The 25,660-nt window shown below is 30.7% G+C and carries 22 protein-coding genes; 6 read left to right on the top strand and 16 right to left on the bottom strand.

Annotated features, from left to right (window positions below; translation table 11 throughout):
* The 10 genes from CUEA01_RS05455 to CUEA01_RS05410 form a co-directional block, all read right to left on the bottom strand.
* Nucleotides 1–765 carry a CheR family methyltransferase gene (locus CUEA01_RS05455; protein WP_234119574.1) on the bottom strand — a complete coding sequence of 255 codons (765 nt, stop codon included), beginning with the start codon at nucleotides 763–765 and terminating at the stop codon, nucleotides 1–3.
* A 2-nt stretch (nucleotides 766–767) separates the two neighbouring features.
* Entirely contained in the window at nucleotides 768–1,820 is a 1,053-nt protein-coding gene (locus tag CUEA01_RS05450) for a protein-glutamate methylesterase/protein-glutamine glutaminase (RefSeq protein WP_234119565.1), read from the bottom strand.
* Nucleotides 1,821–1,835: 15 nt separating this feature from the next.
* Nucleotides 1,836–2,327, bottom strand: a complete 492-nt coding sequence (locus tag CUEA01_RS05445; protein WP_234119563.1) for a chemotaxis protein CheD — start codon at nucleotides 2,325–2,327, stop codon at nucleotides 1,836–1,838.
* 16 nt (nucleotides 2,328–2,343) lie between these two features.
* Complete coding sequence (locus tag CUEA01_RS05440) at nucleotides 2,344–2,790, bottom strand: chemotaxis protein CheW (protein ID WP_234119556.1); 447 nt, start codon at nucleotides 2,788–2,790, stop codon at nucleotides 2,344–2,346.
* Between the two features lie 11 nt (nucleotides 2,791–2,801).
* On the bottom strand, nucleotides 2,802–4,736 hold the full coding sequence (locus CUEA01_RS05435) for a flagellar assembly protein A (protein WP_234119554.1): 1,935 nt from the start codon (nucleotides 4,734–4,736) through the stop codon (nucleotides 2,802–2,804).
* Nucleotides 4,737–4,890: 154 nt separating this feature from the next.
* Complete coding sequence (locus tag CUEA01_RS05430) at nucleotides 4,891–5,721, bottom strand: aminotransferase class IV (RefSeq protein ID WP_234119534.1); 831 nt, start codon at nucleotides 5,719–5,721, stop codon at nucleotides 4,891–4,893.
* Between the two features lie 114 nt (nucleotides 5,722–5,835).
* Nucleotides 5,836–6,477, bottom strand: a complete 642-nt coding sequence (locus CUEA01_RS05425; RefSeq protein WP_234122128.1) for an HAD-IB family hydrolase — start codon at nucleotides 6,475–6,477, stop codon at nucleotides 5,836–5,838.
* 274 nt (nucleotides 6,478–6,751) lie between these two features.
* Nucleotides 6,752–7,099, bottom strand: a complete 348-nt coding sequence (locus tag CUEA01_RS05420; RefSeq protein WP_234119532.1) for a DUF1292 domain-containing protein — start codon at nucleotides 7,097–7,099, stop codon at nucleotides 6,752–6,754.
* 122 nt (nucleotides 7,100–7,221) lie between these two features.
* Entirely contained in the window at nucleotides 7,222–10,740 is a 3,519-nt protein-coding gene (gene nifJ, locus CUEA01_RS05415) for a pyruvate:ferredoxin (flavodoxin) oxidoreductase (RefSeq protein ID WP_234119530.1), read from the bottom strand.
* A 582-nt stretch (nucleotides 10,741–11,322) separates the two neighbouring features.
* On the bottom strand, nucleotides 11,323–11,955 hold the full coding sequence (locus tag CUEA01_RS05410) for a CAP domain-containing protein (protein WP_234119528.1): 633 nt from the start codon (nucleotides 11,953–11,955) through the stop codon (nucleotides 11,323–11,325).
* Between the two features lie 124 nt (nucleotides 11,956–12,079).
* Between CUEA01_RS05410 and rbr the strand changes: the two genes are divergently transcribed.
* Nucleotides 12,080–12,667 (top strand): rubrerythrin, encoded by a 588-nt coding sequence (gene rbr, locus CUEA01_RS05405; protein ID WP_234119514.1) that lies wholly within the window; start codon nucleotides 12,080–12,082, stop codon nucleotides 12,665–12,667.
* Between the two features lie 227 nt (nucleotides 12,668–12,894).
* Here rbr and CUEA01_RS05400 read toward each other — a convergent pair whose 3' ends face one another.
* Complete coding sequence (locus CUEA01_RS05400) at nucleotides 12,895–13,965, bottom strand: undecaprenyldiphospho-muramoylpentapeptide beta-N-acetylglucosaminyltransferase (protein ID WP_234119512.1); 1,071 nt, start codon at nucleotides 13,963–13,965, stop codon at nucleotides 12,895–12,897.
* Between the two features lie 277 nt (nucleotides 13,966–14,242).
* On the opposite strand from CUEA01_RS05400, the gene CUEA01_RS05395 reads away from it, so the two are divergent.
* Nucleotides 14,243–14,428, top strand: coding sequence for an alpha/beta-type small acid-soluble spore protein (locus CUEA01_RS05395; RefSeq protein WP_234119510.1), 186 nt, complete (start codon nucleotides 14,243–14,245; stop codon nucleotides 14,426–14,428).
* Between the two features lie 111 nt (nucleotides 14,429–14,539).
* Here CUEA01_RS05395 and recJ read toward each other — a convergent pair whose 3' ends face one another.
* The 5 genes from recJ to CUEA01_RS05370 all read right to left on the bottom strand — a co-directional run bounded on the left by recJ (nucleotide 14,540) and on the right by CUEA01_RS05370 (nucleotide 20,675).
* The gene (recJ, locus tag CUEA01_RS05390) at nucleotides 14,540–16,312 is read right to left on the bottom strand and encodes a single-stranded-DNA-specific exonuclease RecJ (protein WP_234122127.1); all 1,773 of its coding nucleotides are present in this window, start codon (nucleotides 16,310–16,312) and stop codon (nucleotides 14,540–14,542) included.
* A 13-nt stretch (nucleotides 16,313–16,325) separates the two neighbouring features.
* Complete coding sequence (mnmA, locus tag CUEA01_RS05385; protein ID WP_234119508.1) at nucleotides 16,326–17,393, bottom strand: tRNA 2-thiouridine(34) synthase MnmA; 1,068 nt, start codon at nucleotides 17,391–17,393, stop codon at nucleotides 16,326–16,328.
* Between the two features lie 140 nt (nucleotides 17,394–17,533).
* Nucleotides 17,534–18,664, bottom strand: a complete 1,131-nt coding sequence (locus tag CUEA01_RS05380) for a cysteine desulfurase family protein (RefSeq protein WP_234119506.1) — start codon at nucleotides 18,662–18,664, stop codon at nucleotides 17,534–17,536.
* Between the two features lie 299 nt (nucleotides 18,665–18,963).
* Complete coding sequence (cysK, locus tag CUEA01_RS05375) at nucleotides 18,964–19,893, bottom strand: cysteine synthase A (protein ID WP_234119504.1); 930 nt, start codon at nucleotides 19,891–19,893, stop codon at nucleotides 18,964–18,966.
* Between the two features lie 338 nt (nucleotides 19,894–20,231).
* The gene (locus CUEA01_RS05370; RefSeq protein WP_234119502.1) at nucleotides 20,232–20,675 is read right to left on the bottom strand and encodes an RrF2 family transcriptional regulator; all 444 of its coding nucleotides are present in this window, start codon (nucleotides 20,673–20,675) and stop codon (nucleotides 20,232–20,234) included.
* A gap of 234 nt (nucleotides 20,676–20,909) precedes the next feature.
* On the opposite strand from CUEA01_RS05370, the gene CUEA01_RS05365 reads away from it, so the two are divergent.
* The 4 genes from CUEA01_RS05365 (at nucleotide 20,910) to CUEA01_RS05350 (ending at nucleotide 25,624) form a co-directional block, all read left to right on the top strand.
* Nucleotides 20,910–22,052, top strand: a complete 1,143-nt coding sequence (locus tag CUEA01_RS05365) for a glucose-1-phosphate adenylyltransferase (protein ID WP_234122126.1) — start codon at nucleotides 20,910–20,912, stop codon at nucleotides 22,050–22,052.
* Nucleotides 22,053–22,066: 14 nt separating this feature from the next.
* Entirely contained in the window at nucleotides 22,067–23,176 is a 1,110-nt protein-coding gene (gene glgD, locus CUEA01_RS05360) for a glucose-1-phosphate adenylyltransferase subunit GlgD (protein ID WP_234119494.1), read from the top strand.
* Between the two features lie 28 nt (nucleotides 23,177–23,204).
* A complete protein-coding gene (gene glgA / locus CUEA01_RS05355; RefSeq protein ID WP_234119492.1) occupies nucleotides 23,205–24,638 on the top strand; it encodes a glycogen synthase GlgA in 1,434 nt (477 codons plus the stop codon).
* A 473-nt stretch (nucleotides 24,639–25,111) separates the two neighbouring features.
* Nucleotides 25,112–25,624 carry a CBM20 domain-containing protein gene (locus tag CUEA01_RS05350; RefSeq protein ID WP_234119490.1) on the top strand — a complete coding sequence of 171 codons (513 nt, stop codon included), beginning with the start codon at nucleotides 25,112–25,114 and terminating at the stop codon, nucleotides 25,622–25,624.
* Nucleotides 25,625–25,660: the final 36 nt, after the last annotated feature.

The raw sequence follows: 25,660 nt of genomic DNA, 5'->3' as shown, positions 1-25,660 counted from the left end.
TTACAACTTCCTATAAATAAAGGTAGAAGCCTTTTCAAAACCATATTCTTTATAATTATATATACTTTCTGTTGCTCCTACAAAAAGCAATCCACCTTTTTTTAATGATTGACTAAATTTTTTATAAATTTTTTCTTTGACATCTTGATTAAAATATATGACAACATTTCGACACACTATTAAATCAAAGTCACTTTCATATGAATCTAATATTAAATCGTGCTTTTTAAATATTATCATACTTTTTATACTTTCATCAATAATATATTTATCGCCCATATTCTTAAAATATTTATGCAAATCTTGTTTTTCTACATTTTTTATTTCAGATTCTAAATATTCCCCTGTTTTTGCCCTGTTTAAAATAGTAGCATCAATATCAGTTGCTAAAATTCTAGCCTTATTATAACCGAGTTTATCTAATATAATTGCTATAGAATATGGTTCAGCTCCAATGGAACATGCGGCACTCCAAATTTTTATGTTAGAAGTATTTTTAGATATAATATTTCGTATTTCATTTTCAAATTCTTTAAATAGTTCTGGATTTCTAAAAAACTCTGTTACATTTATAGTTATAAAATCCAAAAATTTTTGTCTTTGATTTTGATCTTTTTTAAGCATTTCAACATATTCATCGATATTTTTTGCACCAACTCTTGAAATTAAACTTAATATTCGCCTATGAAGTTGATTTTCTTTATATGCAAATAGATCTATGCCAAAATCTTTTAAAACCCATCTTTTGAAATCTTCTAATTCCATTTCTACCTCCTAATTCCATTGATTACATTTATAATTTCATTTGAAATATCATCTATTTCTGCTACTATATCAACTTTCCCTGTTTCATAAGCGGCTTTTGGCATGCCATAAATTACACAAGTTGATTCTGCTTCACTAATGGTTATACCACCATTATCTTTTATAACTTCGGTTCCATTTGCTCCATCTTTGCCCATACCTGTTAATACAACACTTACAATATTAGATCCAAAAACTTTTGATGCTGAAATAAATAGCTTATCAACTGCTGGTCTAACTCCCCATATTGCTGGATCTTTATTAAACTTTATTCTGCCAGAAGCATCTACCTCCATATGGCTTCCACCTTGCGCTATATATACAACATCAGTTCTATAAATTTCGCCGTCTTCCGCCTCTTTTACTTTAATTTCACTATTGTCATCAAGTCTATCAGCAAAAGCTTTAGTAAAGCCTATAGGCATATGCTGTACTACAAAAACAGGAACCCCAATATACTTTGGTAATTTTGTTATAACCTTGTATAATGCTTTAGGTCCACCAGTGGATGCTCCTATTACTACAGCATTAATTTTTGCAGTTCTATTGGTAATATTTAAATTTCTAGCTACGTTGCTATGAACTTTTATTTTCTCAATTACATTAGTTTTTTCTATGTATTTTGCCGTTCTAACCTTTTGTGTAAGTATATCTTTAATTTTAAGTAATTCAAATGATGTTCCACCTGTTGGTTTTTCCATAAAATCAAAAGCTCCAAATTCTAAACAATCCATAGTAAGCCTTGCACCCTTTTGTGTTACACTGCTTAATACTATTACTGGTATATTAATATTTTGTCTTCGCATTTCCTTTAGTGTCTCAATTCCTCCCATAACAGGCATTTCAATATCAAGTGTTATTACATCTGGTTTTATATCTTTTAATTTAGATAATAAATCTTTACCATTGAAAGCTGTTTTTACAACTTCAATGTCTTTTTCACCGTTAAGCATATCAGATATCAATTTTCTCATAAGTGCAGAATCATCTACTACAACTACTTTTATATTTTCCATATGCCATCACCTCAATTAAATTTCTTTAATGCCTAATCCAACAGTCCTAATTTGAACGACTCCATTTGATGTATCAAATATCATAGTTCTACCTTTATTTCCACCAACATCTTCACCTAATATTGGTATTTTAAATTCATTTAAAGCTGCCTTAACTGCAACACTATTCCTACCGCCTATATCCATATTCATCTTTTTATCTGAAAAATTAAACATAGATGCGCCACCTGCAATTTTAGCTTTCATGTTCCTTAACACTCCACCATTTTGCTCTAGTTTTTTAATAAGTATAGGGACACTAAGATCTGCAAATTTATGTGGATTTGTAACCTTACTAAATTGAGCACTATCAGGGAGCATTATATGTGCAAGTCCGCCTATTTTATTTTGTGAATCATATATTGCTATACCAACACATGAGCCAAGACCAACAGTTATAATTTTCCCAGGAGAAAATGTTATATTAAGATCCGCAATTCCTACCCTTATTTCCTTAACTTCTTCCATATTTTTACCCAAGCCACTAAAGTAGCTTCTTTTCCTCTTCTGTTAATATTTTTGCCATATTGAGAAAAATTATTATTTTATTGTCACTTTTCACTAAACCCTTCAAATATCCTTTTGAAATGCCATTTACTACTTTAGGTGGTTCTTCTAATTCGTCAAGTTTTATATCTTTAACTTCTGATACAGCATCAACAATAATTCCAATTTTTCCATTTTCATATTTTGTAACTATAACTTTTGAATTCGGATCAATATCTTTATTATTAAACTTAAATCTTCTAGCAAGAGATATTACCGGGAGTATCTTTCCTTCATAGTTAATAACCCCATCTACAAAACTAGGAACATCAGGTAATTTTGTTGTTGGCTCATATCCTAAAATTCTTTCCACTTCCATAATATCTGTAGAATAATACTCATTATTTACTTTAAATATAAGTATCTTTAATTCACTATTATCCATTTATTACCCTCCTACAATAATAATTTGTCTACTACAAGTTCATCATGGTGATCTATATATACATGTATGTTTTTGCTAGGGTTTTCAATAGTTGTCTCCCTATTTCCAACAATGAATACAGTATTAGGATACGCTATTTCAGCATATATATGTCCTTTAGGTGCAACTGCTAATTTTGTAACAACACCACCTATACTACCTACAACGCCGCATCTTATTTCATCCTTTGCCCTAACAAATCCACCTCTAGCCACAGCATCCTTATTTAAAAAATTAATACTATTATTAGCTATAATGTTGGATATATATTCACCTTTTCCAGTAATATTAATATTACCGGAACTTTGTATAGTGCAATCTTGACAATACGTAATATTTATACTGGCCGGCATTGTCAATACACTGTTTAAGCTTTCAATTTCATTTTCTATCTCTTTATCTAAATAATTTAACTCTTCAGCTTGCTTTATATATACTGGAGCAATACCTAGGAATTTTTCATTAAATATCTTCACAAATTTTTCATTTGGATCATTTGCAAGTTCAATATAGTTTTTACATATTTTAGGTATTGATTTAAATTTGCTTTCCAATAATATTTTTATTATTTCTCCATCAGATGAGAAATTTTTATTTGCATTATACTTTTTAATCTGATATACAGCGTCAATTATTTCACTAATACCTTTTTTTACATTGTTTAAAACTTCTATCTTTCCTAATGTATTAACATCTTCTCCGCCGCTGTAGATTTTAGACAAAATAGCATTTTTGCCAACAGTTATATCTCCCTTTGCTTTAAGCTCTGCACCCTCAACATTATTTTGGACAATTATATCATTTTCTGATTCAACTTTCATCCCTTCAAGCACACTGCCCATAATATTAACTGCACCATTAAATTTAATATTGCCAGTTTTTAAATCAACATCAGAATTTACATCATATACATCAACTACTGTAAACCTGTTTGTTTTAAATTCAGCTTTTCCACTTTTAAGTGCTACAACAGTATCTTCACCTCGAAGTTCACATCCATCTCCAGCAGCAAGCTGCAACTTTTTAGCGCTTTTCCTTTTTATATCATTGCCATATATATCTTTACCATCATGCCCTTGTGCGCCTTCTCTTCTAGTTGCCATCACACTGCCCTCTGACACAGAACTTACAAAGCCAATGCTTTTGAAATCTATATTTCCCGCTTTATTTTCTTTATATTTATTTCCATTACTAACATCAAATTTAATTTCTAGAATATCATCTTCATCATCTTTAACTTTTAATCCTCTAGCAATAAGAAGTTGTCTAACCCCTTCTTTTGCTGTACATTTTTTTAGATTTTCTCGAACAATGCCATATACAATATTCTGCTTTTTTAATTCTTCCACTATTTCACTTTCAGTATATACAGGGGATGCTTGTATATTAATTACTTCTGATTCTAAAAATATAGAATTAGCCTCAGGTTGGTCCTTTAATTTTAATTCTTTTTTATTTACATATTCGATGTCCAAATATGCTTCCGATTTATCAGGTGATACTGAAATTTTTAGGATTCTTTGTGGTTTTTCAATAGTTTTAAAACTAACTTCTACAACACTTGAACTATTTATTTCTTTTCTTCCTGATACTTGGACACCATCGATTGAAACATTTATATTACCAGGAATATTAATTGTGGCTTGTTTACCATTATTTATTGGATCTTTCACCTGAATTTGTCCATTCAGTATAGTAACAGTCCCATTACTCGAACTTTTTTCATTTTCTTCTTGGTTACTGTTTTTTTCTTCTAGTTCAACTAATATCTCTGCTTTTTTTCTAAATAACCCCGTTTTTTTATAAACAACCTCATATTTAAGTTCTTCTTCTTTAATGCTTAATTCCATGCACGCATTTTTAATACATTCCTCAACCGTAGATCCTGTAAAAGATTGTTTTTTCATAATAATACACTCCCATGATCTTTATAATAAAATTATATCACAAATTTTTATACTTTTTCACTTATTTTGACCTTATTCACTATTTTTTTATCGTTAAAATTTACTAATACTTTATCCTTTTTTGAAATAATGGATTTAGTTTTTAAATTTAAATTTAAGCCTCATTAAATTTTGCAACATATTCATTTATATATTTATCATAAGCTCCATGTATATTTTTTATAATTTCATTATTTGCAGAAGATAGTTCTTCTTCTTCAATTTTACTTACAGGAAGCACTTTAGGGGATGTACCTGATATAAAAACGCCATCCATTTTAACCATTTCTTTATAATTTATTTTTTTCTCTAAAACTGTATATCCAAGACTATTGGCCACTTCTATAATTATATCTCTAGTTATTCCTGGAAGCACCTCACTTTTAGGAGATGTGTATATGCTTGTATTTTTAACCATAAAAATATTTGATTTACTCCCTTCAGTAATATTGCCATTTCTATCAACAAGTATTGCCTCAAAAACACCTTTATCTCTTATTAATTTATCCACGTTTTCCCTAAAACTTAAATTAATTATTTTAGCATTAGGATTATTTCTCTCTCCATGATAAAATACTGTATCCACGCCATTTGCATATTCTTTGTCACTAGGATAATGATGTGAAACAAAATATGCATAAAAAGAACATTCATCTAAAATATAATTAAAAACTATTTTAACATTTCCTATTTCATTACCATTGACTTTAATTAATTGAAGTATTTTATCTTTCACTTTATTCTTAGACATAGGTAACTTCATATTTGAAATCATTGCGGAATTTTCAAGTCTCTCTAGATGTTTTTCAAGGAATAATGGAACTCCATCAATTACTCTAATAACTTCATATAAACACTTACCATTTTGGGTAAATGTTTCATCAAATTGAGTTATATTTTTCACTTCATCATTAAATAAAAAATAATTATTTATTGCTGTCTCCATTTTTAAACCTCCCTATAGATAAAACGTTTCAACTAGCAAAATCAATTTGCACTGTAATACCTAGGAAGCGGCATTTGGGCACAAACTAATTTTGAAGTTTAAATAAATCTATTTTTAACGCCATTTAAGCGCTTCTATGTTATCACTTTTCTTTTTAGGATTTACAAGATAAGGATGACCAACTAATTTAAATAAAGGCATATCTGATAATGAATCTGAATACATGTAAGATTCCTTAAAATCAACTTCTATATTATCTTTTTGAAGTTCTTCCATAAGTCTTTTTACCTTTTCTTCACCCTTACAATTTTCGCCTATAATTTTTCTTCTAAATTCTCCGTTTTCATTTGTAAAACGAGTTCCTATTATTTTATCAACTTCTTTTAAATTGTACAATTCATTTAAATAGAATTCCGCAGAGGCCGAAATCAAAAATATCTTATATCCTTCTTTTTTTAATTTTTTCATTGTATTTATGGCATCCACATATAATATCTTTGAAAACCTTTTTTCATAAAATTCCTTTACATATATCTTCATATCTTTTTCCTTAATGCCATCTATAAAAGATATAAAATTTTCCTTTGCGGTTCCTGCATCTACAGCTCCTATAACAAATAAAAATGCTGAAAATAAATTTTTAGGTAAATGCATAATAAGTTTAGGTTTTTTTCTAATCATAAATAAATAAAATTCAAACAATGTTTCTCTTTTAGTGAGTGTATAGTCTACATCAAATATTGCCAATTTTTCCATAGAATCGTCTCCTAGATAATTTTGAAGTTTCACAATGGTATATTTTTAAATATACCGTTTCAACTACCAAAATCAATTTGCATCATAATGCCCAGAAACCGGCATTTTGATACAAGTTAATTTTGAAGTTTCAATTGGTATATTTTTAAAAAGGTCGATGCAAAATGCATCGACCTTTAATATCTATAAAGAAAAATCTATCACATTTCAATTTCAATAAAAATTCTTATATAGAAAAGCATTATAATTAAAATAAATTTAATCCCTGCTACTTTTAGTTGTTTTCAACAATACTTTCATAGTATTTTGAAGCTGCATCAAACTCGTCATCTTCTGGAATTACAAGTTGACCTTCTTCACCTTCTACTTTAAATAAATAAACAGACTCATTTTCTGGATTTTGAACTAAAACAAATTCATTGTCATTATATACAAATCCATCTACAACCTCACAAGAAATTGTGTTACCATTTTCATCTTCTAAATCAACCATCATTGGTTCATGTTCATGGTCACCACAACCGCATCCGCATCCACAATCATCATGACCGTGTTCACTTGTATGTTCTTCTCCGCAGCCGCATCCGCAACCACATGAGTCTTTTACTTCATTTTCATTCATATAAAAAATACCTCCTTAAAAGTGTTATGTTATAATAATACCCTTATTTGACCAATTTTAAAAGGGGGTTTTAAAAAAAAATTTATATTTTGACAAAAAAAGAGCCCGTAGGCTCTTTTTTATTATTGCTGATTAGCTAATCTCTTGTAACTTTCAAGTCTTTCTTTAGCATCTTTCTCAGTCTTAGCATATAATTCATCTGCTTTGTCTGGGAATACTTTCTTTAATGAAGCATATCTAACTTCACCAAGTAAGAATTCTTTGAAATCTCCAGTTGGTTCTTTTGAATCTAAGCTGAATGGATTCTTTCCTTCTTCTTTAAGTAATGGATTGAATCTGTAAAGAGCCCAGTATCCGCAATCAACTGCTTTCTTTTGTTCTAATTGGCTGCATCCCATACCAGCTTTTAATCCATGGTTGATACATGGAGAGTAAGCTATGATAAGTGATGGACCATGATAGTTTTCAGCTTCTTTTATAGCTTTTAATGCTTGATTCTTGTCAGAACCCATAGCTATTTGAGCTACATATACATATCCATAGCTCATAGCCATCATTCCAAGATCTTTCTTCTTAGTCTTCTTACCTGAAGCAGCAAATTGAGCTATAGCTGAAGATGGAGTTGATTTTGATGATTGTCCACCTGTATTTGAGTAAACTTCTGTATCAAATACAAATATGTTTATATCTTCTCCACTTGCAAGTACGTGGTCAACACCGCCGTATCCGATATCGTAAGCCCATCCGTCTCCACCGAATATCCATTGAGATCTCTTAGCTAAGTAATCTTTATTAGTGTAGATTTCAGTAAGAGCTGGACTAGCATTTCTTTCTTTTTCAAGTAATGGTAATAACTTATCTACAACTTCTCTTGAAACTTCTCCGTTTTCTTTGTTTTCAAGCCAGTTTTCTAAAGCTGCTTTTAAATCAGCACTTATATCTGAATTGATTGCTTCTTTAGCAAGGTCTGCTAATCTTTCTCTTAATTGAGATGTTCCAAGAAGCATTCCCATTCCATATTCAGCATTATCTTCGAATAATGAGTTAGCCCATGCAGGTCCTTGACCATTTTCATTAGTTGTATATGGCATTGAAGGAGCACTACATCCCCAAATTGATGTACAACCTGTTGCATTAGCAACTAACATTCTATCTCCGAATAATTGAGTTATAAGTTTAGCATATGAAGCTTCTCCACAACCTGCGCAAGCACCATTGAACTCAAGAAGAGGTTTCTTAAATTGGCTTCCTTTTACAGTGTATTTGTTTGCAACTTCTTTCTTTTCTGGAAGAGATACTGCATAATCAAAGTATTTTGCAACCTCTAATTGACTTTCAGCAGGCTTCATAACTAAAGCTTTTTCCTTAGCTGGACAAGCTTGAGCGCAGTTTCCGCATCCTGTACAATCAAGTGGGCTTATAACAATACCAAAGTGTAATTTTTCTTCAGATTTAACGCCCATTGCATCTTTAACTTTCATTCCAGCTGGAGCTTTTGCAAGTTCTGCATCAGTTAATAAAGCTGGTCTAATTACAGCGTGAGGACATACAAATGAACATTGGTTACATTGAATACACTTGTCAACATCCCATTCAGGAATATTTATTGCAATTCCTCTCTTTTCGTAAGCAGCTGTTCCAACAGGATATGTTCCGTCTTCTTTACCTGTGAATGCACTTACTGGAAGTTTGTCTCCTTCTTGTCTGTTCATTGGTTCAAGTATGTCAGTTATGAACTTAGGTTTTGCTACTTCTTCTTTAACTTCATCTTTTGCATCTGCCCATGAAGCTGGAACTTCTATCTTAACAATAGCACCAACACCTTGGTCTATTGCAGCATTGTTCATATCTACAACTTTTTGACCTTTTTTACCATAGTTTGTTACAACTGCATCTTTTAAATATTTAACAGCATCTTCTACTGGAATGATGTTTGCAATTTTGAAGAAAGCAGCTTGACAAATCATGTTTACTCTTCCGCCAAGTCCTATTGCTTGAGCAATCTTTATAGCGTTTAATGTGTAGAAATTGATGTTGTTCTTAGCGATATATTGTTTCATTGAAGCTGGAAGTTTTTCTTCTAATTCTTCTGGACTCCAGATTGTATTAAGTAAGAAGTTTCCACCTTTTTTAAGTCCTGCAAGAACATCATACTTATGAACATAACTTTGGTTATGACAAGCAATGAAATCTGCCTTATCAACTAAATATGGTGATTTTATTTGTTTTTTACCAAATCTTAAATGTGATACTGTTATACCGCCTGATTTCTTTGAATCATAAGCAAAGTATCCTTGAGCAGACATTTCTGTATGGTCTCCTATGATCTTTATAGCACTCTTGTTTGCTCCAACAGTACCATCTGAACCAAGACCCCAGAACTTACAAGCTTTAGTTCCTTCTGGTGTTGTATCGATTTCGATATCTGGAACTGCAAGTGATGTATGAGTAACATCATCATTTATTCCTATAGTAAATCCATCTTTTGGTGCAGCTGCTTTTAAGTTTTCAAATACTGAATAAATGTGAACTGGTAATGTATCTTTTGAACCAAGTCCATATCTTCCTCCAACTACAACTGGTCTTGTTTCTGCATTGTAGAATGCTTTAACAACATCAAGATATAATGGTTCAGCTTGAGAACCAGGTTCTTTTGTTCTATCAAGAACAGCAATTTTCTTAACTGTTTTTGGTATATATTTCATGAAGTGCTCAACTGAGAAAGGTCTGAAGAGATGTACTTTTAATACTCCTACTTTTTCTCCTTTAGCTCTTAAATAATCAATAGTTTCTTCTACAGTATCACAAACAGATCCCATAGCTATGATTATTCTATCAGCATCTTCTGCTCCATAGTAGTTGAATAAATGATATTCTCTACCAGTTATTTTGCTTATTTCTCCCATGTAGTGTTCAACTAGTTCAGGAAGTGCATTATAAAATTTGTTTTGTGCTTCTTTTCCTTGGAAGTAAACATCTGAACCTTCATTACTTCCTCTTTGAACTGGGTGATCTGGATTTAACGCATTTCTTCTAAATGCATTAACAGCATCCATGTCTACTAATCCTCTTAAATCTTCATAATCCATTACTTCAACTTTTTGAATTTCGTGTGAAGTTCTAAATCCATCAAAGAAGTTTATGAAAGGAACTCTTCCCTTTATAGCTGTTAAATGAGCTACTGCTGATAAATCCATAACTTCTTGTACGCTTCCTTCAGCAAGCATAGCGCATCCAGTTTGTCTAGCAGCCATAACATCTTGGTGATCTCCGTATATATTTAAAGAGTGAGTAGCTAAAGCTCTAGCACTTACGTGGAATACTCCTGGTAAAAGTTCTCCAGCTATCTTGTACATATTTGGTATCATCAAAAGCATACCTTGTGAAGCAGTATATGTAGTAGTTAATGCTCCTGCTTGTAGTGATCCATGAACCGCACCAGCTGCACCTGCTTCTGATTGCATTTCCATAATTTTAACTTTTTGTCCAAAAAGATTTACTCTTCCTTGTGTTGCCCATTCATCTACATGCTCTGCCATTGGTGATGATGGAGTAATTGGGTAAATTGCTGCAACATCAGTAAACGCATATGATATATGAGCTGCGGCAGTATTACCGTCCATTGTTTTCATTTTTTTCATATTGTATACCCCTTCCTATCAAATACAAATATTTTATATTAGGAATTATGGATAAATATCCTAGATAAAACGTTTCAACTACCAAAATCAATTTATATACTAATACCAAGGAAACGGCATTTGTTACAACTGAATTTGAAGTTTCAAGCGGTTTATCTCTAGATAAACCAGTTCAACTATTGAAATTCATGTGAACCATAATGCCTAGAAGATGGCATTTTGATATAAATGAATTTCGAGTTTCACAATGGTATATCTTTATATCCATAAAAGCTTAAGAGTTTGTTACATTTTTAACTATACTATAAAAAGCAATTTTATCAAGACTACTTTTGAATAAATATCGTCATATAAATTAAAATATGCTTAGTATTTCTTCTTTATTTACAATATTTCTCCCTTTTGCATTTTATCGTAATTAGTTTTAATTACAATTCAGTTAAGCCCTTATTTATGTTACTACTTTATTTTACTTTTTTCAATAAGGCATTTTAAAAAAAGATGCTGACGCACTAAAATTATTTTATACGCAAAACTTAAACATTTTTAGTGCGACAGCCCCAAACATAGCCAAATAAAATATTACTTTTTTATAAAAATTTGAGTCCAATATATTTGACCTTTAGAATTTTTAGTAAGGCCAACTCCTATTTCATTATACTGTTTTCCAAGTATATTTGCTTTATGACCTGGTGAATTCATCCATCCATTCATAACAGTGCTAGGATTTATATATCCATATGCTATATTCTCTCCTGCGGCTGAATATACTATTCCATATTTTGTAATCAGTGAAAATGTTGAGCCAAAAGTTGGAGATTGATGTGAAAAATAATTTTTGTCTGCCATATCCTGTGATTTAGCTCTTGCAACCCTTGAAAGTTCCCAATTGTATTTTAATGCTGGCAGACCAACCTTGCTTCTTTCGATATTAACAAGCCTAGCAACTTCATTTTCTTGAACTTTTATTTGACTTATATCTGGTATTTTTATAACCTGACCTGCAATTATCATATTAGGATTAGCTATACTAGGGTTTAAAGCAACTATTTCTGCAACCCCACTTTGATTTGCCACTGCGATTTTCCACAGGGTATCACCAGTCTTAATTGTATAATTATAAGTTTGCTGCTGCATTTTTGAATATACCTTATTCGAAAAGAACATTGATAAGATAAATGCTGTGATAAAAATAACTTTTAGACTTTTTTTCATAAATATTCTTCCTTCCTAAATTTTTTATATTTTATTTTTAGGAATTTAGTAAATACTATACCTATAAAATTGTTATAGTACAATTTTTTTATAAATGTAATACTAAAAAAAAGGAGATAATTAAATGAAAAGTTTATTAAATTCAAAAACAGCTGAGAATCTTGCAAAAGCATTTGCCGGTGAATCTCAAGCAAGAAGCCGATATACTTACTATGGAAAAATTGCCGACAAAGAAGGTCATAAACAAATCGCTGCTATATTTTATGAGACTGCCGATAACGAAATGGCACATGCAAAAATTTTCTTTGATTTTCTTGTTCAAGGTCTAGGTAAATCTACTGTAAAGGTTGATGCTGATTACCCTGTTGCTTCTGGAAACACAGAACAAAATCTTCAATATGCCGCAGAAGGTGAAAAGGCAGAATGGGGAACTATTTATCCTTCTTTTGCAAAAACTGCTAAAGATGAAGGATATCCAGAAATAGAATTTGCATTTAATCAAATTATTACTATAGAAACAGCTCATGAGAAAAGGTATTTAGATTTAAAAAGTAGTCTTGCAAATGGAACCATATATAATAGGAAAGAAAAAGTTTATTGGAAATGCAGAAATTGTGGTTTTATTTATTTTGGAACAACAGCACCAACTGTATGCCCAGCTTGCAAATATCCTCAAGGGTACTTTGAAATTATGTACAATACACAAAGCTAAAAGCAGAGTACAAAGTACAGAGTACAGTGAAGGTTAATTTTCTGTTATACAGAAAATTTAAAAACTTAATGGGCTTGCGGCCCAAACCTGCTATAAATGTCAGCAAAGCTGAACATTTATAATTCTTTTATAAGTTTAAAGATTTATTTTCCTAAAGGAAAATAAATCATCCTTCACTGTACTCTGTCATCTGTACTCTGCTTTTCTGTTATACAACACTAATTAATTTATTTCTTATATTTATCGATTACTGATATTATATTTTCAACACCATTTTTAACAGGACTATTATTCATTGCATCTATATATTTATTTTTTGTTTTGTGTAATTCATCTAATTTTTTTATAAGTATTTCTTTATTTAATTCTTCTTCTTCAATTACCATGCTATAGCCATTTTTTTCAAAGGAAGCTGCATTTAATATTTGATCTCCTCTGCTTGATTTTTTTGAAAGTGGTATTAAAATATTAGGTTTTTTTAATGCTAAAAGTTCAAATATTACATTTGCTCCTGCTCTAGATATAACCAAATCTGACGAATTCATAAGATGAGCAAGTTCTTCTGATACATATTCAAATTGTTTATATCCTTTAACCTGCATAAGCTCACTACTTAAATTACCTTTGCCACAAATATGGATTACATCATAATTATTCAATAATTCTTTTAAACTTTCACGTACAATATCATTTATTATTTTAGAACCCAAGCTTCCTCCAATAACTAAAATAATAGGTTTTCCACCTTGAAATCCGCATATTTTAATTCCTTCGCTTCTGCTTCCTAAAAACAATTCTCTTCTTATTGGAGTTCCTGTTAAAATCCCCTTATTTCCCTTTATACTTTTAACAGATTCAGGAAATGTAACACAAACTTTAGTACAGTATGGAACCGAAATCTTATTTGCAAGACCTGGCGTTATATCAGATTCATGTGCTATTACTGGTATTTTACACAAATGAGCTGCAATAACTACAGGAACCGAAACAAAACCACCTTTTGAAAAAACAACATTAGGCTTTTCTCTTTTTAATATAGCTATTGCTTGAAATACACCCTTGATAACCTTAAATGGATCTGTAAAATTCTTAATATCAATATATCTTCTAAGTTTTCCACTTGATATAATATAGTATTTTATTTTTTCCGCTTCAATAATGCTTCTTTCAATTCCATCTTTTGTCCCAATATATGCAATATCGTAGCCCATTTTTTCCAAGTTTGGTACAAGTGCTAAATTTGGGGTTACATGCCCAGCACTTCCTCCACCAGTCATTACTATTTTTAATTTATTCATCAAAGTCACATCCTTAAAAATTTACACTAAATATTATAGCATAAATTAATGCAGAATTCACAGTTCACAATACACAATGAAGGTTGATTTTTCTTTCTTTACCTTAATACTAATATAATATGTTCTTTAAAATTGGTTAAAATAATATCATAGATATACCGGCTCAACTACCAAAATCACTTTGCATCATAATGCTCAGAAGATGGCGTTTTGATACAAATTAATTTTGAAGTTTCGCATGGTTTATCTCTACAAAAACAAAAGGGAGGTGGAAAATATGTCACACAAACATTTAGTTCAAGAAGCTACAGAAGGTTTAAACACTTTCAAAATGGAAGTTGCCAAAGAATTAAATGTTCCATTAAGTGAAGGCTACAATGGCAATCTCACTTCTAAACAGTGTGGCTCTGTTGGTGGCGAAATGGTAAAACAAATTATCGCTGATTATGAATCAAATTTATAAAAAATTATGTAGTTTATTTGTAAATAATTAACTTTTTCTAAAATAAGTCTTAAATATAAAAGCGTACAGTAAATGATTTAATTCATAGCTGTACGCTTATTTTAGCATGCCTTATGCACTTGTTTTTCTAAAACTTTTAATCTGAAGCTGCAAACTTCTATTTCCCATATATTCATTAATATCAACAGAAAAAACAAAATCTAATACTATATCATAACTGCCTCTTCCAAATAAGCTATCAAATTTAGCCTTCCCATATTCATTAATTATTAGTTCTTGAAACTCATTAATTTTTTCAAACATTATACCATCTATACATTTGTTCCTGCTTTTTAAGCTTAACTTTAAAACATTTTTATTTTTTCCTAAAATACGTGCATTCAATACTTGTACACCCCGTTCAGCAAATAGAGGTTTTGAATTTCCTTTTCCAAAGGGTTCAAGTACATTTATTTCATCAACCAACTGCATAGAAATGTTATTAAACGGAAGCTGCATATCAATTGTTACTTTTGGTATTATGTCTTCATCTGATAACGTACAGTTTTCATTTAATTTTTCTCGTAATAAATCTATTTTATCTTCATCAATTGATAATCCCGCAGCTAATGGGTGTCCTCCAAATTTACCTAAGATATCTTTACATTTTAATAACTCTTCAAACATATTGAATTCTTCTATTGATCTTCCAGAACCTTTTGCTCCATTTTCAGATTTTGTAAGTACTATTGTTGGCAAATTATATTTTTCTCTTATTCTTCCTGCGATTATTCCAGCAATACTTTCGTGAACCAAAGGAAGAAAAACTACAAGTACTTTATCTTTAGTCATATTATTAGCTTCAATCACTCGTATTGCCTCTTCTAGTCCAGAATTGGTTAATTCCTGTCTTTTTTTATTTAAATTAAATAATTTGTTTGCTAATTCCTCTGCTTCCACATTATTTTCTGTTAGTAATAATTTTATTGCCCATATTGCCTGTTCAAGCCTAGACGAAGCATTTATACATGGTCCTATAACAAATCCCGCCATGTAAACAGTTATTTCCTTGTCCGTTAAATCCGTAACCTTTAGCAATGCTTTTAATCCCATGTTTTTTGTATTTTTAATTCTGCTAAGTCCATTTTTTACAATTATCTTATTTTCGGAAGTTAAATCTACAACATCACATACCGTGGCTATTGCTACATATTGCAATAAATCATAGGTTTCATCCTTTGATATATTAAACTCTTCATATAAAACCTGAACAAACTTAAATGCTACTGCTGCTCCGCATAATGATTTACAAGGATATTCGCAGTCTTTTTGTTTAGGATTTATTACCGCATCAGCTGGCGGAATTATGAATTCTCTTGTTCCGTCACTATTCTCTTTAAATGGAATATCATGATGATCTGTAACTATCACTTTTATTCCAAGTTCTTTTGCCAATTTAATTTGCTCTATAGCCGAGATACCATTATCACAAGTTATAATTAAATCTACATCGCTGTCTTTTGCACTTCTTATGATACTCTCATTTATTCCATATCCTTCTTTAACTCTATCCGGAATGTGAAAATCAACTTTAGCCATGCATCTTTTTAATGCTGTAAATAACACATATGTGCTCATAACTCCATCTACATCATAATCACCAACAACCATGATTTTTCTATTTTGTGCTATCTTTTCTTTTATAATAGTGACGCCTTTTATTAAGTCCTTCATTTCGCGAGGATTATGCAAATTCTCATAGCTAGGATTTATAAAAGACTTTATAGAATCTTCATCGACAACATCTCTATTTACAATAATTTTTGCCACAACTTCACTGATTCCAAACTTTTTAGCTATTTTTTTATAATCAGCTCTTTTATTTTTAATGAACCATCTTTCCAAGTCAATCACCTTTCTACTCTATTACTCCACCGCCTACTAATAAGTCACCTTTGTAAAATACAACTGATTGACCTTTTGTTATAGCTCTTTGTTTTTCTTCAAATTTAACTTTAACTTTTCCATCTTCTGTAGGTGTTATAACTGCTTTAAATAATTTCGCATTATACCTTATTTTCGCTTCTACTTCCATTGGTGCCTCAAGCTTATCAAATGGAATAAAATTATTGTCCTTAGTTACAAGTTCAGTTCCAAATATATTTTCTTCTGCACCAACTACTACTTCATTTTTTGAAGGTCTTATATCAGTTACAAATACCCTTTTTCCAGCTGACAACCCAAGTCCTTTTCTCTGACCTATTGTATAATAAACTATACCCTTGTGCTTTCCAAGAATATTTCCTTTTTCATCAACAAAATTTCCCTGTTTAATTTTTTTTGGACATTGCCTCTTTATAAATCCGCCATGATTATTATCCGGTATAAAACATATTTCTTCACTATCTTTTTTATCAAATACATTAAGTCCTATTTCTTTTGCAATTTCTCGTATTTGTTCTTTTTTATAATCTCCACATGGCATTAAGGTATGTTCCAATTGGTACTGAGTCATGTTGTACATCATATAAGTTTGATCTTTTTTAGGATCCTCTGACTTTACTACTGCAAACCTACCATTTTCTTTTGTTATCCTGCAATAATGTCCAGTTGCTACATAATCAGCTCCTAGTGTTTGTGCTTTTTTTAATAGAGCATCAAATTTTATGTATTTATTACAAGCAACACATGGATTTGGAGTTCTACCTTCTAAATACTCATCTACAAAATAGTCTATAACTTTCTCTTTAAATACTTCTGTAAAATTCATTACATAAAATGGTATTTCAAGTCTATATGCAACTCTTCTTGCATCCTCAACTGCTGAAAGTGAACAGCAGCCTCCTTCTTTTTCTGTATAAAAAGTATCATCTGGAGTAAGCTTCATCGTTATACCAATAACATCATAGCCCTGCTTTTTCAGCAAATATGCAGCAACAGAACTATCCACCCCTCCACTCATACCTATTACTACTTTTTTATTCATATATTTATCACCATTACCTTATCTAAAGTGCTACCGTACAGAAACTTAAGTTATACCTGTTTCAAAACACCATGTTTTGGGCATTATGGGACATGTATAACTTAATAATTGAGTCGATAGCCCTATATATTTATATAATTTTACTTCAAGATTTCGTATAATTTTTTTATAGTATAAATGACATCTTCCTCGGTGGTAAATTTTCCAATAGTAAATCTTATAGAACTTTTAGCCTCATCTTCTAAGAGACCTATTGCACGAAGCACATGAGAAGGTTCAATTGCACCAGCAGAACATGCACTACCAGCTGAAGCACATATACCTTCCATATCAAGTCTTACTAAAAGACCTTCACCATCTTTTCCATTAAAACATAAATTTATATTATTGGAAAGTCTTTTTTCATTTGAAGGTCCATTTAATTTAACTCCATTGATCTTTAAAGCTTCCTTTATAAATAAATTTCTAAGTTTTTCTTGTCGTTCAATTTCAGTTTCTAAATCAGCATTTAATATTTCAAGTGCCTTTGCTATTCCCACTATACCTGGAACATTTTCTGTACCACTTCTTCTCCCTCTTTGCTGCTGGCCTCCAAAAATCAAATTATTAATTTTTGTTCCTTTTCTTATGTATAAAACTCCTATTCCTTTAGGCCCATAAAATTTATGTGCAGAAATGGACATTAAATCTACATTCATTTTATTTAAGTCTAATTTGATATGCCCAACCGCTTGAACAGCATCAGTATGAAATAAAATTCCTTTATCTTTAAGGAATTCCCCAATTTCACTTATTGGCTCAATAGTCCCTATCTCATTATTTGCAGTCATAATTGACACTAGTATTGTATCTTTTCTTATATATTTTTTTAGCTGTTCTAAAGAAATTCTACCTTCGGAATCAACTGGAAGATACGTTATTTCAAAACCTTCTCTTTTAAGGTAATCAGCAGTTTCAAGTATAGCATGATGTTCTATTTCCGTTGTTATAATGTGTTTTCCTTTATCTTTATTTGCCATGGCACTTCCAACTAATGCCCAATTATCACTTTCTGTTCCTCCACTTGTAAAAAATATTTCTTCTTCTTTACAATTAAATATTTTTGCTATGGTATTCCTACTCTTATCTATAGCCATTTTGCTTTCCATTGAAAAAGAATATACAGAGGATGGATTGCCATAATATGTATTAAAATACGGCAGCATTTCTTCTATTACTTCTTTTAAAACTGGCGTTGTTGCAGAATAATCCATGTATATTTGTTTGTTCAAAATATCACTCCCTTAGACAATTCACAGTTCACAATGCACAATTCACAATGATGGTTGATTTTCTGCCATCCAGAAAATCTTAAAACTTATAGCTAACGCTAATTTTAAAATTCATTAGTTCAGCTATGCTGAACATCATGTTTTTATAAATTTAAAGATTTATCTTACATACGTAAGATAAATCATCCATAATTGTGCATTGTGAACTGTGAATTGTGCATTGAATTAGAAACGCAGTGAACTTCATTCCACTGCGTTTCTAATTACAATATTAATATATTATATACTACTACTATTCATTAATCAAATATAGGCATTGATAAATATCTTTGACCACTATCTGGAAGTATTACAACTATATTCTTATCTTGAAATTCAGGTCTATTCGCAATTTCTTTAGCTGCAAATAGAGCAGCACCAGATGATATACCTGAAAGTATTCCTTCAGTTCTTACTAGATTTTTAGTTTCTGCAAAGGCATCTTCATTCTTAACTGTAATAATTTCATCAATAAGATTTCTATCAAATACTTTTGGAACAAATCCAGCACCAATTCCTTGTATTTTATGTGGACCTGATTTGCCAAGAGAAAGCACTGGTGAATCATATGGCTCTACAGCAACAATTTTAACATTAGGATTTTTCTCTTTTAATATTTTTGCAATTCCTGTTATTGTTCCACCTGTTCCAACACCAGCAACAATTACATCAACTTTTCCATCAGTATCTTCCCATATTTCTTCTCCAGTTGTTACAACGTGAGCTGCTGGATTTGATGGATTATCAAATTGTTGAGGTATAAACGAATTTGGATTTTCTTTTGATAATTCCTCAGCTCTCTTTATAGCACCTTTCATTCCATCAGCACCAGGTGTTAATACTAATTCTGCACCATAAGCTTGAAGTAACTTTCTTCTTTCAATACTCATAGTTTCTGGCATTGTAAGAATAAGTTTGTATCCTTTAGCTGCTGCTATAAGTGCAAGACCTACTCCTGTATTCCCACTTGTTGGTTCTATTATAATTGTATCCTTATTAATAAGTCCCTTAGCTTCAGCATCATTTATCATTGAAAATGCAATTCTATCTTTAACACTTCCTGATGGATTAAAATACTCAACCTTTCCTAATATGTTTCCTTTATAGCCTTCTTTTTTCTTATGATTACTAAGCTCAACCAATGGAGTCCTACCTATAGTTTCAATAATATTTTTGTATATTTTACTCATTTAAAACACCCCTTATATTTTTATATGGATAGGCAATCTTAAAATTTAAAATTGCATATACCAAGTTTATGCTTACAAATTAAAATTTAACTCAGAGTACAAAGTACAGAGTACAGTGAAGGATAATTTTTCTCCGTGACCGTAGAAAAATTTTAAAACTTATTATTCTTACGTGAATACTAGGAAAAACTATATAAATACAAAGTATTATGTCTAATAAATCTCTATCTTAAATGTCCAGCGAAGCTAAGCAAAAGCTTCTATCTAATTTTAGATTTTCCGCATAAACGGAAAATCATCCTAAATTGTGAATCGTGCACTGTGAATTGTACACTTACTTATATATAGTACATATAATTTGATGTAACAACGCTGTTATAGTTTATTACTAAATCTTCAAGTGTCACTGAATCTACTATTTTATTTATAGAAGAATTTATCTTATCCCAAACATTATTTCTAATGCAACCGTCTAACCTATCTTCTTTAACTATTTGTTCTTCATCTACTTCAACAACAGACAAATCTCCTTCAAGAGACCTTAAAATATCTCCAACTGTTATTTCATTCATACTTTTAGCCAAAACATATCCACCTTGTGATCCCTTTTTACCTTTTACAAGTCCTCCCTTTCGCAAAGAAGAAAAAATTTGTTCAAGATAACCTTCTGATATATTTTGCCTTTGAGATATACTTTTAAGTGTGACACTGTCATTTATTGAATTAAAAGCTAAATCTACCATGGCCTTTAAACCGTATCGACCCTTTGTTGATATCTTCATAATCCTATCACCTATTTTTTAGTTTTTCTATATATTTAGTATGTTTTTATCATATAGCTAATTCATATAATTGTCAAGATTATTTTTTTTACAATTATATGAATTTTATGTAATTATTATTTGAAAAAATTTTCACAATATTTAAATTAAACATTCTCTTTTTAGGAAAATTGCTGTAAAATAATAGTATGCCCATAACATTTATTTTCATACAAAAGTAGGGAGGGGTTTATGTTGATAAAAAAAGAAGTTATAGCAATGATTTTAGCTGGTGGACAAGGCAGTAGACTGGGTATACTTACTAAAAAAACTGCAAAACCAGCAGTTCCATTTGGGGGCAAATATAAAATAATTGATTTTACGCTTAGCAACTGTTCAAATTCGGGAATTGACACAGTTGGTGTACTTACCCAGTACAGACCTTTAGAATTAAATTCTCATATAGGAATCGGAAGTCCTTGGGATTTAGATAGAAATAATGGCGGCGTAAGTTTACTACCACCTTATATGAAAGAAACAGGTGGTAATTGGTATAAAGGAACAGCAAATGCTATTTACCAAAATAGGCATTTTGTAAATTCTTTTTCGCCTGAATATGTAGTTGTATTATCTGGTGATCATATTTACAAAATGGATTATTCCAAAATGTTAGACTATCATATACAAAAAAAAGCAGATGCTACAATAGCAGTAATTGATGTTCCAATAGAAGAGGCTAGCAGATTTGGAATAATGAATACAGATGAAGATGATAAAATATATGAGTTTGAAGAAAAACCAAAGCACCCAAAAAGCAGCTTAGCTTCAATGGGAATATATATATTTAACTGGAAGCTACTTGAAAAATATCTGATTGAAGATGAAGGAAATGAAAAATCAAGCAATGATTTCGGTAAAAATATAATACCGACCATGTTAAAGGATGGCAGAAAAATGTATGCCTACCGTTTTGAAGGTTATTGGAAAGATGTTGGTACAATAGAAAGCCTTTGGCAAGCAAATATGGACCTTCTTTCAGATAATAACGAGCTTAATATATATGATCCTACGTGGAAAATATATTCTGTAAACCCTACACGTCCACCTCAATATATAGGTTGTGATTCAGACGTAAAAGGTTCTTTAATCGTTGAAGGTTGTATAGTTCTTGGTGCAGTTCATAATTCAGTACTATTTCCAAATGTATCTGTAGGTAAAAATTCTATAATAAAAGATTCAGTTATTATGCCTAATGTTACTATTGGAGATAATGTTACTATACAAAAAGCTATTATAGGCTGCAATTCAAAGGTAGCTGATAATATTACTATAGGCGATGGAGAAGAAATAACAGTCATAGGTGAAGATAAAAAAATTAAAGAAGACTTTATAAAATAGATGGGGTGGGTATTATGTTGAACGATTATATGTCAATTTTATGTTTAAATGAAGATGATAAAAATATAAAAGGACTTACAAAGAAAAGACCATTAGCTTCAATACCAATAGCAGGAAGATATAGAATTGTTGATTTCGTTCTTTCAAACCTTGTAAATGCAGGTGTAAGGAATGTTGGTATATTAACTCAGGGGAATTCAAGATCGCTAATAGATCATCTTGGTGCTGGAAAGCCTTGGGACCTTGATAGAAAAATAAATGGCTTATTTGTATTTAACTTTGGTGGCGTTACATCATATTTAAGCGATGTCGAAATGCTAGAAAATAATCTTGAGTACCTTTATAGAAGTCATCAAGAAAAAGTTATAATATCCTCTTCACATATGGTATGTAATATGGATTATGAAAAAGCAGCAAGATTTCATGAAGCATCTAACAGTGACATTACAATAGTATATAAAAAAATTGATGATGGGAAAAAACATTTTCTAAATTGTAATGTTTTAAATTTAGACGAAAATAACAGAGTACTTGGGGTAGGTAAAAATTTAGGAATAGATGATCACCAAAATATATCAATGCAGATGTTCATAATGAAAAAATCCTTACTAATAAACATATTAAATTCTTGTATAAAAACCGGTTTTTGGGCAAGCATTAAAGATTGGATTTATAAGAATTGTGACAAGCTTAATATTAATGGTTATGAATTTGATGGTCACTTAGAATGTATAGATTCTATTCAGTCCTATTATAATGCGAATATGAATATGCTTGATCTTGATATAAATAGAGAACTTTTCTTTAAAAATGGTCTTATATATACAAAGGTAATGGACGAGGCTCCAACCAAATATTTTAATGGTTCATACGTATGTAATTCTCTTATTGCAAATGGATCTTTGATTCAGGGATTTGTAACTAATAGTATTATATCTAGAAGAGTAATTATTCATAAAGGAGCAAAAGTTAGAAATTGTATTATAATGCAAAACTGTGAAATAAAAGAAAATGCCAAGCTTACAAATGTCATAATAGACAAAAATGTTTTAATAGAAGAAGGAAAAGAACTAAAAGGTGATAAGGAATACCCTGTTGTTATAGAAAAAAAATCTCTTTATTAAAAAATTATTTATGTTAGGAGTCGATGCTATGAAAGTTTTATTTGCCTCATCTGAAAGTTTTCCTTTTTTAAAAACAGGCGGTCTTGGAGATGTTGCTTATGCACTTCCAAAAGCTCTCAGAAAACTTGGGATTGATGCACGAGTAATTATGCCTAAATATAGTGATATAGCAGAAAATTTTAGATACAACACCTCTCATATAAAAAGTTTTGATGTTCCTGTTGGATGGAGAAATAAGTACTGTGGTCTGGAATATTACGAATATGACGGTATACCCTTTTATTTTATAGACAATGATTACTATTTTAAACGATCTGGTGCCTATGGATATTATGATGATGGAGAAAGATTTGCTTATTTTTCTAGAGCTGTTCTTCAAGCAATAACATACATGGGAGATTTTAATCCAGATATAATACACTGCAACGATTGGCAAACAGGAATGATTCCTGTACTTTTAAAAGAGCACTACAGAGATTATTCAAACTACAATCACATAAAAACTATTTTTACTATACACAATTTAAGATATCAAGGTGTTTTTGATAAAAAAGTTTTAACTGAGCTCTTATGCTTAAATGAAGGATATTTTCATGAAGATGCCCTAAAGTTTTATGATGGGGTTTCTTATATGAAAGGTGGTCTTTTATTTGCAGATAAAATTTCTACCGTAAGCACTACTTATGCTGAAGAAATTAAAACTCCATATTATGGGGAGCACCTTCATGGAATAATGCAAAAAAGATCAGATGATTTATGGGGAATAGTTAATGGAATTGATTATGATTTAATGAATCCAGAAACTGATAAAAATTTATTTTTCAATTACAATTCCGAAACTTTATATAATAAAACAAAAAACAAACTAGAACTTCAAAAAATGCTCAATTTGCCTGTAAATGAAAATATTCCAATGATAGGTTTAGTTTCAAGACTTGTAAGTCAAAAAGGACTAGATTTAATAGGTTGCATCATAGAAGACCTTTTACAAGATGGGATACAACTTGTTGTTCTAGGCACAGGTGATAAAGAATACGAAGATATGTTTAAATATTTTGCATGGAAATATCCTAATAAATTATCTGCTAATATTTTATTTGATAATAGCTTAGCACAAAAAATATATGCAGCCTCAGATATGTTTTTAATGCCTTCACTTTTTGAGCCTTGCGGTATTGGACAACTTATATCTTTGCGCTATGGTTCGCTCCCTATCGTAAGAGAAACTGGTGGACTTAAAGATACCGTTCACCCATTTAACCCATGCACTGGTGACGGTAATGGTTTTTCATTTACAAATTATAATGCTCATGACATGCTTTATGTCATAAGAAAAGCCGAATATTATTATTATAATGAAAAAGGTAATTGGACAAACCTAGTCAAGAGAGCTATGCATGAAAATAACAGTTGGGATAATTCAGCAAAAATATATGCTAATTTATATAATTCAGTAATTTAAGCATAATCAATATATTATATATAGATAGACAATATATAAATTAAGATTGCAAATACTAGTTTTATACTCACAGATTACAATTTGAAAAGCAGAGTACAGATGACAGAGTACGGAGTACAGTGAATGATGATTTACCTTTCGCTTCTCTTAGGTAAATCTTAAACTTAAATGTTGTCAGCTTCGCTGAGCGCCATATATGGCTCGATTGCGCAGCAATAAAGAAAATAAGTTTTCAGATTTTTTCGTAGCGATAGTGGAGAAAAATCATCCTTCTTTGTACTCTGTACTCCGTGCTCTGTGTTAAATTGTAATTTCTATATTTCAAGTTGCATATCTTTATAGATATACCGTTTAAACTACCAAAATCAATTTGCAACAATATTTACCCAAAACATCATTTTGGTACAAATTAATTTTGAAGTTTCAAGTGGTTTATCTTTAGTTATTTAATTTTGTAAAGGGGATTGATAAATATGAAAAAAACTGTTCAAAAAAAAACATCTTCTCGTAAAGCTGCTGTTTCAGAAACTTCTATAGCAAAAAAAACTGCAGAAATAAAAAAAGCAGCCTCTAGCACCGCTGCTTCTAAGTCTCAAGAAATTAAAGTTTCCAAATCTACTCCACCGAGGAAAACTACAAAAACTACAACTCCCAAATTAAAAAATGATGCGCCTAAAGCAGAAGATCAAACTATTAATTTTACATTTATATTAAATGACAAGAATTCATATTTTGGCGAAAACATATTCGTTTGTGGTAATATTGATGAACTTGGAAATTGGGATACTTCAAAAGCAGTTTCTCTAACTACAGACGAATCTTTATATCCAACCTGGAAAGGAACCGCCACACTACCTCTAAATACTTATATCGAATTTAAATTCGTATCTGTCAGCAGCGATGGTGTTGTAACTTGGGAAGAATCTGAAAACAGAGCTGCAACTATAACAAAAGACAATATTTTATATGAAGGAAACTGGAACTAAATCAGAGTACAGTTGACAGAGGACAGAGTACAGTTA

It is taken from the genome of Clostridium hydrogenum (assembly GCF_021432385.1).
GTDB classification, from domain to species: domain Bacteria; phylum Bacillota; class Clostridia; order Clostridiales; family Clostridiaceae; genus Clostridium_S; species Clostridium_S hydrogenum.
This window is presented reverse-complemented; position numbering and strand designations above follow the sequence as displayed.

Excerpts from the sequence above, each read along its gene's own strand:
- glgD (WP_234119494.1), top strand. The coding sequence starts at position 22,067 with ATGTTGAACGATTATATGTCAATTTTATGTTTAAATGAAGATGATAAA.
- CUEA01_RS05445 (WP_234119563.1), bottom strand. The coding sequence starts at position 2,327 with ATGGAAGAAGTTAAGGAAATAAGGGTAGGAATTGCGGATCTTAATATA.
- glgA (WP_234119492.1), top strand. The coding sequence starts at position 23,205 with ATGAAAGTTTTATTTGCCTCATCTGAAAGTTTTCCTTTTTTAAAAACA.
- CUEA01_RS05440 (WP_234119556.1), bottom strand. The coding sequence starts at position 2,790 with ATGGATAATAGTGAATTAAAGATACTTATATTTAAAGTAAATAATGAG.
- CUEA01_RS05450 (WP_234119565.1), bottom strand. The coding sequence starts at position 1,820 with ATGGAAAATATAAAAGTAGTTGTAGTAGATGATTCTGCACTTATGAGA.
- nifJ (WP_234119530.1), bottom strand. The coding sequence starts at position 10,740 with ATGAAAAAAATGAAAACAATGGACGGTAATACTGCCGCAGCTCATATA.
- CUEA01_RS05370 (WP_234119502.1), bottom strand. The coding sequence starts at position 20,675 with ATGAAGATATCAACAAAGGGTCGATACGGTTTAAAGGCCATGGTAGAT.
- CUEA01_RS05395 (WP_234119510.1), top strand. The coding sequence starts at position 14,243 with ATGTCACACAAACATTTAGTTCAAGAAGCTACAGAAGGTTTAAACACT.
- CUEA01_RS05435 (WP_234119554.1), bottom strand. The coding sequence starts at position 4,736 with ATGAAAAAACAATCTTTTACAGGATCTACGGTTGAGGAATGTATTAAA.
- CUEA01_RS05420 (WP_234119532.1), bottom strand. The coding sequence starts at position 7,099 with ATGAATGAAAATGAAGTAAAAGACTCATGTGGTTGCGGATGCGGCTGC.
- CUEA01_RS05410 (WP_234119528.1), bottom strand. The coding sequence starts at position 11,955 with ATGAAAAAAAGTCTAAAAGTTATTTTTATCACAGCATTTATCTTATCA.
- mnmA (WP_234119508.1), bottom strand. The coding sequence starts at position 17,393 with ATGAATAAAAAAGTAGTAATAGGTATGAGTGGAGGGGTGGATAGTTCT.
- CUEA01_RS05425 (WP_234122128.1), bottom strand. The coding sequence starts at position 6,477 with ATGGAAAAATTGGCAATATTTGATGTAGACTATACACTCACTAAAAGA.
- CUEA01_RS05400 (WP_234119512.1), bottom strand. The coding sequence starts at position 13,965 with ATGAATAAATTAAAAATAGTAATGACTGGTGGAGGAAGTGCTGGGCAT.
- rbr (WP_234119514.1), top strand. The coding sequence starts at position 12,080 with ATGAAAAGTTTATTAAATTCAAAAACAGCTGAGAATCTTGCAAAAGCA.
- CUEA01_RS05350 (WP_234119490.1), top strand. The coding sequence starts at position 25,112 with ATGAAAAAAACTGTTCAAAAAAAAACATCTTCTCGTAAAGCTGCTGTT.
- CUEA01_RS05455 (WP_234119574.1), bottom strand. The coding sequence starts at position 765 with ATGGAATTAGAAGATTTCAAAAGATGGGTTTTAAAAGATTTTGGCATA.
- cysK (WP_234119504.1), bottom strand. The coding sequence starts at position 19,893 with ATGAGTAAAATATACAAAAATATTATTGAAACTATAGGTAGGACTCCA.
- CUEA01_RS05430 (WP_234119534.1), bottom strand. The coding sequence starts at position 5,721 with ATGGAGACAGCAATAAATAATTATTTTTTATTTAATGATGAAGTGAAA.